This is a genomic window from Stenotrophomonas sp. Y-13 (assembly GCF_046267925.1).
Classification (GTDB): Bacteria; Pseudomonadota; Gammaproteobacteria; order Xanthomonadales; family Xanthomonadaceae; genus Stenotrophomonas; species Stenotrophomonas acidaminiphila_A.
Window position 1 is genome coordinate 2,315,572 of record NZ_CP176501.1, and the last position, 12,321, is coordinate 2,327,892.

10 protein-coding genes are annotated in these 12,321 nt (G+C 69.9%); 4 read left to right on the forward strand and 6 right to left on the reverse strand.

Annotated elements, in window-relative coordinates:
* The first annotated feature begins 146 nt into the window (after nt 1-146).
* Entirely contained in the window at nt 147-2,246 is a 2,100-nt protein-coding gene (locus ACJ7VY_RS10555; RefSeq protein WP_409475586.1) for a M13 family metallopeptidase, read from the forward strand.
* 209 nt (nt 2,247-2,455) lie between these two features.
* Entirely contained in the window at nt 2,456-4,465 is a 2,010-nt protein-coding gene (locus ACJ7VY_RS10560) for a M13 family metallopeptidase (protein WP_313253410.1), read from the forward strand.
* 163 nt (nt 4,466-4,628) lie between these two features.
* Here the strand turns inward: ACJ7VY_RS10560 and ACJ7VY_RS10565 are convergent, their stop codons facing one another.
* The 6 genes from ACJ7VY_RS10565 to ACJ7VY_RS10590 all read right to left on the reverse strand — a co-directional run bounded on the left by ACJ7VY_RS10565 (nt 4,629) and on the right by ACJ7VY_RS10590 (nt 10,824).
* A complete protein-coding gene (locus ACJ7VY_RS10565) occupies nt 4,629-5,297 on the reverse strand; it encodes a rhomboid family intramembrane serine protease (RefSeq protein ID WP_161613609.1) in 669 nt (222 codons plus the stop codon).
* Between the two features lie 729 nt (nt 5,298-6,026).
* Complete coding sequence (locus ACJ7VY_RS10570; protein WP_313253413.1) at nt 6,027-6,371, reverse strand: MGMT family protein; 345 nt, start codon at nt 6,369-6,371, stop codon at nt 6,027-6,029.
* Nucleotides 6,368-7,336, reverse strand: a complete 969-nt coding sequence (locus ACJ7VY_RS10575; RefSeq protein WP_409475587.1) for a DMT family transporter — start codon at nt 7,334-7,336, stop codon at nt 6,368-6,370. The genes ACJ7VY_RS10570 and ACJ7VY_RS10575 overlap by 4 nt, the downstream gene beginning before the upstream one ends.
* Nucleotides 7,337-7,390: 54 nt before the next feature.
* Nucleotides 7,391-8,743, reverse strand: coding sequence for a glutathione-disulfide reductase (gene gorA / locus ACJ7VY_RS10580; RefSeq protein ID WP_313253416.1), 1,353 nt, complete (start codon nt 8,741-8,743; stop codon nt 7,391-7,393).
* A gap of 251 nt (nt 8,744-8,994) precedes the next feature.
* Nucleotides 8,995-10,215 carry a DUF418 domain-containing protein gene (locus tag ACJ7VY_RS10585; protein WP_313253419.1) on the reverse strand — a complete coding sequence of 407 codons (1,221 nt, stop codon included), beginning with the start codon at nt 10,213-10,215 and terminating at the stop codon, nt 8,995-8,997.
* A gap of 126 nt (nt 10,216-10,341) precedes the next feature.
* Nucleotides 10,342-10,824 carry a peptidylprolyl isomerase gene (locus ACJ7VY_RS10590; protein ID WP_293758439.1) on the reverse strand — a complete coding sequence of 161 codons (483 nt, stop codon included), beginning with the start codon at nt 10,822-10,824 and terminating at the stop codon, nt 10,342-10,344.
* Between the two features lie 110 nt (nt 10,825-10,934).
* Here ACJ7VY_RS10590 and ACJ7VY_RS10595 point away from each other — a divergent pair, with 110 nt between their 5' ends.
* Together ACJ7VY_RS10595 and ACJ7VY_RS10600 are read left to right on the forward strand one after the other, a co-directional pair.
* On the forward strand, nt 10,935-11,468 hold the full coding sequence (locus ACJ7VY_RS10595; RefSeq protein ID WP_313253423.1) for a C40 family peptidase: 534 nt from the start codon (nt 10,935-10,937) through the stop codon (nt 11,466-11,468).
* 105 nt (nt 11,469-11,573) lie between these two features.
* Entirely contained in the window at nt 11,574-12,320 is a 747-nt protein-coding gene (locus ACJ7VY_RS10600; RefSeq protein ID WP_409475588.1) for a C40 family peptidase, read from the forward strand.
* Nucleotide 12,321 lies beyond the last annotated feature (1 nt).

The window sequence follows — 12,321 nt, forward strand, 5'->3', positions numbered from 1 at the left end:
CCTGTATATCACCCCGCGGCAGCCGCCGGACCCGGCGACCGGCATGACCTTCGACACCCTTTCGGCAACGGTTACAGGCGTATCTTCTGCGCACGCCCCGTGATCGGGGTCTCACCCATGCACCGAATCCGGCCCGGAGGCCTCCTGTGATCGTTAGCAAACCCCAGATTCTCCTGCTGACCCTGGCCGTCTCGGCCGCGCTGGTCGGCTGCAAGAAAGAAGAAGCCCCGGCCGCGGCCGCCACCGCGCCGACCCCCGAGGCCGCCGCCGAACTGAAGCTGGACGAGTCCAAGCTGCCGGCCTACAACGCCTTCAGCGTGGCCGACCTGGATCCCAGCAAGGACGCCTGCACCGACTTCGGCGGCTACGTCAACGACAAGTGGCTCAGCGCCAACGAGATCCCGGGCGACCGCACCAGCTGGGGCGCCTTCACCATCCTCGACGAGCGCTCGGTCGCCGTGCAGCACCAGCTGGCCGAACAGGCCGCGGCGATGAAGAACGCGACCGGCGTGGAGAAGATCGTCGGCGACTTCTGGGCCTCGGGCATGGACGAAGCCAAGATCAACGCGCTGGGCATCACCCCGCTGAAGGCCGACCTGGAGGCCATCGACGCGCTGGCCGACAAGGACGCCATCGCCAACTACCTGCGCACCAGCGCCGCCAAGGGCGAGAACGTGCTGTTCGGCTTCGGCCCCGAAGCGGACTTCAAGAACTCGTCGATGAACATGGCCTACGCCAGCCAGGGCGGCCTGGGCCTGCCGGACAGCACCTACTACACCGACGCGAAGAAGGCCGACAAGCTCAAGGCCTACCAGGCGCACGTGGCCAAGGTGCTGGAACTGTCGGGCGTGGCCGCGGCCGACGCCGCCAAGCAGGCCGAGGACGTGGTCAAGTTCGAGACCCGCCTGGCCAAGGCCTCCAAGTCCAGCGTCGAGCTGTCGCGCGATGTCTCGCTGTACTACAACCCGGTCACCGTGGCCGACGCCGACAAGCTGACCCCGAACTTCAGCTGGAGCAAGTTCTTCGAGGCGCAGGGCATCGCCGCGCCGGAGAAGTTCTCGCTGGCCATCCCCGGCTTCCACCAGGAAGTGAGCAAGATGCTGGGCGACACCGACCCGGCCGCATGGCGCGCCTACCTGCGCTTCCACACCGTCGACGGCGCCTCGCCGTACCTGAGCGATGCGTTCGTGCAGGAGAACTACGCGTTCTACGGCAAGGAACTCAACGGCCAGAAGGAAATCAAGCCGCGCTGGAAGCGCGTGCTGGGGACCATCGAGAACGACGCCGGCGAAGCCTTCGGCCAGATGTACGTCAAGGTCGCCTTCTCGCCGGAAGCCAAGGCCAAGATGGAAGAACTGGTGAAGAACCTGGCCGCGGCGCTGAAGGACCGCATCCAGAACCTGCCGTGGATGAGCGCCGAGACAAAGGCCAAGGCCATCGCCAAGTGGGAGACCTTCACCCCGAAGATCGGCTACCCGGACAAGTGGCGCGACTGGAGCGGCCTGCAGACCAGGCACGACGACTACCTGGGCAACATCCGCGCCGCCAACGCGTTCAACTACAAGTTCGCGTTGTCCAAGATCGGCCAGCCCGTCGACAAGACCGAGTGGGGCATGACCCCGCAGACGGTCAATGCCTACTACAACCCGCTGCAGAACGAGATCGTGTTCCCGGCCGCCATCCTGCAGCCGCCGTTCTTCGACCCCAACGCCGACGACGCGCTCAACTACGGCGGCATCGGCGCGGTGATCGGCCATGAGATGACCCACGGCTACGACGACCAGGGCAGCCGCTTCGGGCCGACCGGCAACTTCGAGAACTGGTGGACCGAGGCCGACGCCAAGGGCTTCTCCAGCCTGACCGGCAAGCTGGTCAAGCAGTTCGACGAGTACAAGGTGGGCGACCAGAACGTCAACGGCTCGCTGACCCTGGGCGAGAACATCGCCGACCTCGGCGGCCTGGCCACCGCCTACGACGCCCTGCAGAAGGCCAGCGCCGGCAAGGAAGACCCGAAGATCGACGGCTTCACCCGCGACCAGCGCTTCTTCTTCAACTGGGCCACCGTGTGGCGCACCAAGTACACCCCGGAGAATGCCAAGGTCCGCCTGGCCACCGACCCGCACGCCCCGGCGCAGTTCCGCGCCATGGGTGCGCCGTCGAACCTGCCGACCTTCGCCGCCGCGTTCCAGTGCAAGGCCGGCTCGCCGATGGTCCGCAGCGGCGACAAGCAGGTGGTGATCTGGTAATCGGCCAGCGCACCACGCGCCAGCCAACGAAGGCCCGGGATTTCCCGGGCCTTCGTTTTTCCGCGCGCCGCGCACGCACGAAGGCGCCACGCGCGCGGCGCCGACGCAACCGCGGCGCCTGCCCGCACCGGTGCCGTGGCACGCTCCTCCGTCTGCGCCGCCCGCTGCTAAACTCCGCCCACTTTCAGTCCTCGACGGATCCGCTGCACATGCCCACCCTCCGCCCGCTTTCCCTGGCACTGGCCTTTGGCGTGGCCGCCGCGCTGTCGGCGCCTGGCGCCGATGCCGCGCGCAAGAAGGCTGCCCCGCGCGCGCCCGCGGTCAGCCCCGCCTGCACCGACTTCTACGAGCAGGCCAACGCAGACTGGCTCAAGGCCAATCCGGTCCCGCAGGTCGGCGCCGTCACCGCGCTGGGGCAACTGGCCGACAACGCCCGCACCCAGCAGCGCCAGCTGCTGGAGCGCGCGATGACTGCGCCGCAGGGCAACGTGCAGAAGCTGCTGGGCGATTTCTGGGCCAGCGGCCTGGACGAGGCGGCCGTGGAAGCCGACGGCTCCAAGCCGATCGCGCCGCTGCTGGGCCGCATCAATGCGATCAAGAAAGCGAAGGACATCCCCGCCTCGATCGCCGCGCTGCACCAGGTCGGCATCCCGGTGGCGTTCAACTTCGCCCCGGACGTCGACCTCAAGGCGCTGGACCGCCACATCGGCTACTTCATGCAGGGCGGCATGGGCCTGCCCGACCCGGCCTTCTACACCCGCACCGACGCCGACACGGTGGCGCTGATGGGTCGCTACCGCGCCTATGTGAAGCAGATCCTGGCGCTGACCGGCACCCCGGCCAGCAAGCTCGACGCCGAGTCGGCGCTGGTGATCCAGCTGGAGACCGAGCTGGCGCGCAACGCGCAGCCGCTGGCCGGCATCAACAACCCGTTCAACAACTACGCGCCGGTCTCCACCAAGGACCTGAACAGCCGCTACCGCAACCTGCAGCTGGACGCGTTCCTCAAGGCGCAGGGCGTCAACGACGACCTGGTGTCGCTGTCCGATCCGGCGCTGTTCCAGCAGCTCAACGGCATGATCACCCGGCTGCCGGCCGAGCAGTGGAAGGCCTACCTGCGCTGGCGCGTGGGCGATGCCATGGCGCCGTACCTGTCCAAGGCCTACCGTGACGCGGAATTCGAGTTCCGCGGCCGCGTGCTGCGCGGCCAGGCCATCGCGCCGGCGCGCTGGGAACAGGTGCTCGACGCGATCAACGTCGCCGCCGGCCCGATGCTGGGCCATGAATACGCCGCCGCCCATGTCAGCCGCGACGCGCTGCGCCAGGCCGGGCTGATGGTCGACCAGATCCGTGAAGCGCAGATCGCCGCGGTCAAGCGCAGCACCTGGATGAGCGCCGAGGCCAGGAGCGAGGCCGAGGCCAAGCTGGCCGCGCTGAAGATCGAGATCGGCAAGCCGCTGCGCGACCTCGACTACACCGTGCAGCCGATGGGCCGTGGCAGCTTCGGCGGCAACATGCTGATCGCCTCGACCTGGCGCCATGCCCAGGAAATGAAGCGCATCGGCAAGGGCAACGCCGACCGCCGCTGGGACGTGCTGCCACAGCAGCCAGCGCTGTCCTATGACCTGGCGCAGAACCGCCTGATCGTCACCGCCGCCGCGCTGCAGGGGCCGATCTTCACCGATGCCGACGGCCTGCCGGGCAAGTTCGGCGCCTACGGCGGCCTGGTCGCGCATGAGATCAGCCGCGCGATCGACGCCAAGGGCGCGCTGGTCGATGCCAAGGGCGAGCTGCGCAGCTGGTGGACGCCGGCGGACAAGAGCGCCTGGACCCTGATCGGCAACCGCGTCGCCACGCAGTACGGCGCTTACCCGTTCCCGGGGGTGAAGGACGCCAAGGTCAACGGCGAACTGACCCGCGACGAGAACATGGCCGACATCTCCGGCGTGGAGATCGCCTGGGAGGCGTTCGCCGCCGCGCAGCCGGACGCCAGCCCGGCCGACCGCCAGGCCTTCTTCCGCGCCTGGGCATCGCTGTGGCCGCAGCAGCTCTCGCCCAACGAGGCGGTGCAGCGGCTGGGCGCCGAACCGCGCGCGCCGGGCCGCTGGCGTACCAACGGCCCGCTGGCCAACCTGCCGGCCTTCGGCGCGGCGTTCCAGTGCAAGCCCGGCCAGCCGATGCAGCGCACCGATGCGGAGCAGATCCGGATCTGGCGCTGACGGGCCACTCCCTCGGCCCACGAAAAAGGCGCGGACTTCCGCGCCTTTTTTGTTTCCTGCCCTGTAGAGGCGGGGCTCGCCGCGCATGACCCCTGCATGACGCCTCGCCTGGACAGCCCTGTGCCGGGCAAGCCCGGCACCTACGCGTGACGCGCGCCGCGCGTCACTTCACCCGGCGCAGGTGGTTGGGTCGGCCGCCACCACCGCGGCGGTTGAACGGCGGCTGCCCGCGCCAGTAGCGGATCAGCAGCCAGCCGAACAGCATGCCGCCCAGGTGCGCGAAATGCGCCACCCCCGGCTGCCAGCCGGTGAACCCCAGCATCAGTTCGATGGCGCCGAACACGATGACGAAGGTGCGCGCCTTCATCGGGATAGGCGGGAACAGCAGCATCACCCGCTGGTTCGGGAACAGCATGCCGAACGCCAGCAGCAAGCCGAACACGCCACCGGACGCACCCAGCACCGGGCCGCCCTCGCCGATCAGCGCCGCCACCAGCAGCTGGCACAGGCCGGCGCCGGCCACGCACACCAGGTAATACGTGGCAAAGCGCTTCTCGCCCCAGGTCAGCTCCAGCGGTGCGCCGAACATGTACAGCGCCAGCATGTTGAACAACAGGTGGGTGAAACCGCCATGCAGGAAGCCATAGGTCAGCAGTTGCCAAGGCTGGAAGTTCTGCCCGGGCGAGAACGGGTCGAAGCCACCGGTATTGAGCGGCCACAACATGAACGGCTCGAACGTTTCCATCCCCAGCAGGAACGGCTGCTGCAGGATGAACAGCACGACGTTGGCGATCAGCAGCGCCTTGGTGACGGTGGGCAATCGGGGAAACATGGCGGCATCCTTGGGAACTGCCGCCATGATAGCCGGGGACGCGCCGCTACCTTCGCTGATGCGTCATCGCCTTCGCGCTGACGCCCCACGGTTTGCAACGCAAACCGCGGGCCCCATCTCGGGCTTCCAGACCCCGCCGCTTCGCGGCCGCCCCCTGACTCAGGGGGAATGCGTCATCGCCTTCGCGCTGACGCCCCACGGTTTGCGACGCAAACCGTGGGCCCCATCTCGTGCTTCCAGACCCCCGCCGCTTCGCGGCCGCCCCCTGACTCAGGGGGAATGCGTCATCGCCTTCGCGCTGACGCCCCACGATTTGCGCCGCAAACCGCGGGCCCCAGCTCGTGCTTCCAGACCCCCGCCGCTTCGCGGCCGCCCCCTGACCCGGGGGGAATGCGCCATCGCCTTCGCGCTGACGCCCCACAGTTTGCAACGCAAACCGCGGGCCCCATCTCGTGCTTCCAGACCCCCGCCGCTTCGCGGCCGCCCCCTGACTCAGGGGGAATGCGTCATCGCCTTCGCGCTGACGCCCCACGGTTTGCAACGCAAACCGCGGGCCCCATCCCGTGCTTCCAGACCCCCGCCGCTTCGCGGCCGCCCCCTGACTCAGGGGGCTTGGTTCCAGGTTCCAGATATATAGGCGGGTGCCGGCTGTCGGCTGCGCGCTCGATCCGCTCACTTGAAACCGGTCGCGGTGTCCTGGTTCCCCGCGCTTCTTTACCCGTTCCTGCTTCAGGCAGGCCCCCAGATCCGGGCATCCAGGTCGGGCGGCGGCCGTGCGCGCCGGACCCGGCCGTTCTCGACCACCACGCCCTCGGCGCGCAGGCGTTGTGCCTGCTCGCGCCAGCCGGCCGACCCCTCGGGCAGGGCGATGCGCCCATCCGAACGCAGCACCCGGTGCCACGGCAGGGTCCGGTCGTCGTTGCCGCCGAGCAGCCGCGCCACCAGCCGCGCGCGGCCCGGCAGCCCGGCCTTGGCCGCGACCTCGCCGTAGCCCATCACCTGCCCGCGCGGGATGGCGCGGATTACCGCCAGGATGCGTGCCTGTGCCGCCGCCGCATCGGTCGCCGCGCTCATCGTCTGCGGGCCACGCCGCTGCCCACCAGCAGCACGCCCAGCAGCACCAGCACGGTGCCGGCGCCCTGCCACGGGCCCATCGGTTCGTCCAGCAGCCATACGCTCAGCACAATGGTGGAGACCGGGCCCAGCATACTCACCTGCGCGGCCAGCGAGGAACCGATGCGCTTGACCCCGAGCATGATCGCCAGCACCGGCAGCACCGTGCACACGGTGCCGTTGAGCAGCGACAGCCAGTACACCGGCGGCGGCTGCCTGCCGAGCGCCGCCAGTGGCTGCAACAACAGGTACTGGCCGATGCACAGCACGCAGGCCACGGTGCTGGCGTAGGCGGTCAGGCGCACCGCGCCGATCCGCGCCACCGCCTGGCCGCTGCCGAACAGGTAGACCGCGTAGCTGAGCGCGCTGGCGAACACCAGCGCCGCGCCGAGCAGCGTGCGCCGGCCATCGAGCTGGATGTCGTGGCCGAAGGCCAGCAGCACGCCCAGGTAACTGACCAGCAACGCCAGCACCTGCAGCCGCGTCGGCCGCTGCCGCAGCACCAGCAGCGCGATCAGCACCACCAGGGTCGGGCTCAGGTACAGGATCAGCCGCTCCAGCGTGGCGCTGATGTACTGCAGCCCCAGGAAATCCAGGTAGCTGGACAGGTAATAGCCGCTGAAACCCAGCAGCGCCACCCGCCCCAGGTCGCCGCGCGACAGCGCCGGCGCCCGGCGCGCGGCCCACGCGCCCATGGCCACGAAGAACGGCAGCGCGACCAGCATGCGCAGCGCCAGCAGCGTGGTCGCATCGGCACCGTGGCGGTAGGCCAGCTTGACGATCACCGCCTTGCCGGATGCGGCAATGGCGCCCACGCCGGCCAGCAGCAGGCCGCTGGCAAGCAGGCGCCGCGACGTGGTCGGCAGCGACGAAGCGACCGGCGCCGGCGGCGGCGCCGCAGCGGCGCCGCGGGGGGGAGCATTCACGGGATGAGCGCATCCGGGGGAGATGAGCCCGGCATTATCCCGCCTGCGGCGCGCTCAGCGCATCAGCACCACTTCCTCGGCCGAGGTCGGGTGGATCGCCACCGTATCGGCCATCTGCCGGCGGGTCACCCCGGCCTTGAGCGCCACCGCGAAGCCCTGCAGGATCTCGTCGGCGCCCTCGCCCAGCAGGTGGATGCCGACGACCTTCTCGTCCGCGCCGGCGCAGACCATCTTGAACAGCGAACGGGTCTGGCCCTCGCCGAGCGCCTGCAGCATCGGCCGGAAGCGGCTGTGGTACGTGGTGACGGTGTCGAAGCGCCCGCGTGCCTGCGCCTCGCTCAGGCCGACGCTGCCCAGCGGCGGGTGCGAGAACACCACGCTGGGGATGTTGTCGTAGTCCAGCCGCGCCTCCGGCTGGCCGCCGTACAGGCGGTCCATCAGCCGGCGCGCGGCGGCGACCGCCACCGGCGTCAGCATCGCCTGCGCGGTGACATCGCCGACCGCGCTGATGCCGGGCACGGAGGTGTCCTGGAACGCATCGACCACGATGGCGCCGTTGTCGTCCAGCGCCACCCCCACGGCCTCCAGCCCCAGCCCGCGGGTGCTCGGGGCACGGCCGGTGGCGAACAGGACGGTGTCGAACAGCGCGTCCGCGGCACCGCCCTGCAGGCGCGCGTGGATGCCGCCCGCGCGCCGCTCCAGGGCCTGCAACTGGCACTCGAACCGCACCGTGATGCCCTGCTGGCGCAGGTTCTGCGCCAACTGCGCCGTCATTTCGGCGTCGAACTGCGACAGCAGCTCCTTGCCGCGCACCAGCAGCGTCACCTCGCTGCCCAGCCCATGCAGCACGCCGGCCAGTTCTACCGCGATGTAGCCGCCACCGACGATGGCCACCCGCGCCGGTGCCGCCTGCAGGGCGAAGAAATCGTCCGAGACCCCGCCTAGCCCGGCACCGGGCAGGTCCGGCTTCAACGCATGCGAGCCGGTGGCGATGACGATATGCCCGGCGTGCAGCCGGGTGCCGTCCTCGCATTCCACGGTGCGGGCGTCGCGCAGGCGGCCGCGCTGCGCGATGTGCACCACGCCGCTGTCCTGCAGCCGCTGCCGGTAGCTGGCATGGATGCCATCGATGTACTGCTGCCGGCGCTGCAGCAGCCGCGGCCACGACAGGCGCGGCGCCGCCGGCACGTCGAAGCCCAGCGCCGAGGCCAGCGCGATGCGTTCGGCGAGGTCAGCCGCCAGCCACATGGCCTTCTTCGGCACGCAACCGACATTGACGCAGGTACCGCCCAGCAACGCCGGTTCCAGCATCGCCACCTTCGCGCCGTGCGACGCGGCGCGGAAACACGCGGCCAGCCCGCCGGAACCACCGCCGAGCACGACCAGATCGAATGACTGCCCGCTCACCGCGCCGCTCCCATGCGCCGGGATGCGGTTTCGATCACCGCCACATGCCCGCTGATGAGGTCGGTCATTGCGCGTCCACTCCTGTTGTCCATGCGGGCCCCGAGCATGCCATGCCGTGCCGTTGCCGGCCTGTAAATGCCCCGGCGAAACCGATCCACGCGGCCGCGGCCATGCGCCACCGACGCCGCCGGGCGGGCATCAGGCAACGCGCGGGCAGCGGGCGCAGCCGGGCGTGGTCGCCCGCGGCGCGGCTACCGCGGCCGCGCGTCGGCCGGATCGCGGCGCAGGGGCGGCAACCGCCAGTAGGTGATCGCACGCCACAGCCATTCCATCGGCCCGAAACGGAAATGGCGCAACCAGACCCGGCTCAGCAGCAGCTGCACCGCGAACAGCGCCACCGCGAACAGCAGTTGCCACGCGCGTCCCATCTGCTCGAAACCGCCCAGCCCATAGCCGTAGAACAGCAGCGTGCATACCAGCGACTGCCCCAGGTAATTGCTCAGCGCCATGCGCCCGGCCGGGGCCAGCCCGCGCAGCGCGTGGCTCCAGCGCACGCCCCAGGCCAGGTAGCCCAGGCACATCAGCAGGCCGGCCACCGCGGTGCCGCCGTAGGCCGCGGCCGAACGCAGGTCGAAACGCCCCGGCGCCAGCCACGGCTGGTACCAGGCACAGGCCAGCATCAGCGCAAGGCCCAGCGGCAGCGCGCCCCAGCGCAGCCACGCGAACAGCCGCCGGTGCGCCTCGGGATCGGCGATGGCGCCGCTGCGCGCGAACCAGCTGCCGATCAGGAACATGCCCAGCACCTGCGGCCCCACCACCAGCAGCGCGCCCAGCGATGCGCCGAAATCGCGCAGCCGTTGCAGCACCGCCTGGCCATAGGTGCCGTGCCCGTAGGCCTGTCGCTGGGCCTCGATCGCGGCCTGCGCGTGGGCCGCCTGCGCGGCCGTTGTGTCGGCCGGCACCAGCAGCATCAGCGCGCCCAGCAGCAGCATCAGCCCGACCGCCGCCAGGTAGGCCAGCACGCCCATTGCCGGCAGCCAGGCACGCGGCGCGTCACGGAACGCCAGCAACAGGAACGACAACAGCGCGTAGGCGACCAGGATGTCGCCGGACCACAGCAGCAGCGCATGCACCAGGCCGATGCCCAGCAGGGCGAGGCTGCGGCGCAGGTAGAAGCGGGTGAAATCGCGCCCGGCGACCTCGGCGCGCTGCGCCATCACCGCGAAGCCGGCGCCGAACAGCAGCGAGAACAGGGTGAAGAACTTGCCCTGCACGAAGATGTAGACGAAGGCGTCCGCCCAGCGGTCCACGCCCCGCCAGTGCGGGTCGATGCCACTGGTGGACAGGTCCAGCGGGCCGACGAAGGCCTCCATGTTCATCAGCAGGATGCCCAGCAGCGCCAGTCCACGCAGGACATCGAGCGTGGCGATGCGCTCGTCCGGCGCGATCGGCTGGAAAGTGGCGTTGGACACGTCCGTGGTTCCCCCGTGGATGGACCGGCGATTAGAGCATGCGGCCACGGCCACCGTCCGCGGCGCCGGAAAACGAAACGGCCCGCACAGGGCGGGCCGTTCGCTGCGGAATCGCCGGTCGGGCGATCAGTGGTGGTGGCCACCGTCGCCATGCACGTGGCCGTGCTGCACTTCTTCTTCGTTGGCCTCGCGGACTTCCACGATCTCCACGTCGAAGTGCAGGTCCTTGCCGGCCATCGGGTGGTTCAGGTCGACGTCGACCACGGTCATGCCGACCTTCTCGACGGTGACCGCGCGCGGGCCGAAGTTGGTCTGCAGGATCACCTGCTGGCCCGGCACCAGGCGGGTGTTGCCGAAGTGCTTCTTCGGCACGCGCTGGGTCAGGCCCTCGCGGCGCTCGCCGTAGGCGTCGGCCGACTTCACGTCCACGCCGAAGCTCTCGCCGGCCTCCTTGTCCATCATCGCCGTCTCCAGGCCCGGGATGATGTTGCCGTGGCCGATCAGGATCGCCAGCGGCTCACCACGCTCGCGGGAGCTTTCGATCGGCGCCTGGCCGACTTCGGAAACGGTGTAGTGGAAACGGACGACGCGGTCTTTTTCGATCTTCATGCGCAACTCTTCAGTGGCTGCCCGCTGGCAGACGTTGGGACGGCCTTGCCGGCCGACGGGGAGGCGGCCATCATGGCAGCCGTCTTGAGGTGGCGCATTATCCGGGCTCCATGCACATCACGCCAGTTTTCCGGTACCGCCGCTGGCGGCTGCCGGCCCTGCTCGCCGCGGCCTCGGTTCTCGCCGCCTGCGGCCATGCGCCCGCCAGGCGCCCCGCCTCGCCCCCGGCCAGCCATGCCTGGCCACAGGTGACCCCGGCCGATCCGGCCGCGGCCTCGTCGGTGCTGATGCGGGCGCTGGGGCTGGTCGGTACGCCTTACCGTTACGGCGGCAACACGCCCGAATCGGGTTTCGACTGCAGCGGGCTGGTCAGCTATGTCTACCGCGACATGCTGGCGCTGAACCTGCCGCGCACCTCGCGCGAGCTGGCCGCCGTGCAGGGGCCGCGCATCGAGCCGCGGCAGCTGGCAGCCGGCGACCTGGTGTTCTTCGGCGACAAGGGCAACGTCTGGCACGTCGGCATCTATGTCGGCGAGGGGCGCTTCGTGCACGCGCCGAGCACCGGTGGCACGGTGCGGCTGGACCATCTGGAAGGCCCGTACTGGCGCGACCACTACACCGGCGCCAAGCGCGTGCTGCATTGAAGTGTGAAAAAAGTCATAGGAAATAATGAAAATTTAACGAAATTTGTACCTATGCACACTTTTCACAGGGCATGATCGCCCATCGCTTTTTTCCGTGACTGCCGCGTGACGAACGAAAATCCGTCCCATCCGGGTCAACCCGGTCACCGAATTCCCGCCTTCCGCCGGCTGCTGTGCGCCGCGGCCCTGGCCATCACCGCCATGCCGGCGCTCGCCCAGAGCGCTCCCGATGCCGAGCCCGCCGCCCGCCCGGCCGCGGCCAAGCCGGACGCCCAGCGCAGCAAGGCCGACGCCGCCGCCACCGCGACCTTGGCCGCCCTGCTCCCGCACCTGGCCGCCAACGACACCATTCCGCTGATGGACCGCTCGGCGATGTTCGCCGGCGACCTCGGCCGCCTGCTCTCGGCCTACGACGCATCCAAGAGCGTGGCCGGCGCCACCGACACGGCGCTGGCCAACGACAGCGACGGCAAGGTGCAGTCGATCCTGCGCCGCGCCATGACCCTGCTGGGCACCCCGTACCGCTGGGGTGGCACCTCGCCGGACGCCGGTTTCGACTGCAGCGGCCTGGTCGGCTACGTGTTCCGCACCGCGCTGGGCATCGAGCTGCCGCGGGTGTCGCGCGAGATGGCCAGCCAGGCCAGCAACGAGCTGATCAAGGACCGTTCGGCGCTGGTCGCCGGCGACCTGGTGTTCTTCGGCCGCAGGGGCCGCGTCGACCATGTCGGCATCTACGTCGGCGAAGGCCGCTTCCTGCATGCGCCGAGCACCGGCAAGGACGTGCGCACCGACACCCTGCTCAGCGGATACTGGGGCGACAAGTTCATGCAGGCGCGCCGCCTGGACCTGTAAC

Bases quoted from the DNA above. Each gene is read 5' to 3' on its own strand.
- ACJ7VY_RS10560 (WP_313253410.1), top strand. From the start codon at position 2,456: ATGCCCACCCTCCGCCCGCTTTCCCTGGCACTGGCCTTTGGCGTGGCC.
- ACJ7VY_RS10565 (WP_161613609.1), bottom strand. From the start codon at position 5,297: ATGTTTCCCCGATTGCCCACCGTCACCAAGGCGCTGCTGATCGCCAAC.
- ACJ7VY_RS10570 (WP_313253413.1), bottom strand. From the start codon at position 6,371: ATGAGCGCGGCGACCGATGCGGCGGCGGCACAGGCACGCATCCTGGCG.
- ACJ7VY_RS10590 (WP_293758439.1), bottom strand. From the start codon at position 10,824: ATGAAGATCGAAAAAGACCGCGTCGTCCGTTTCCACTACACCGTTTCC.
- ACJ7VY_RS10595 (WP_313253423.1), top strand. From the start codon at position 10,935: ATGCACATCACGCCAGTTTTCCGGTACCGCCGCTGGCGGCTGCCGGCC.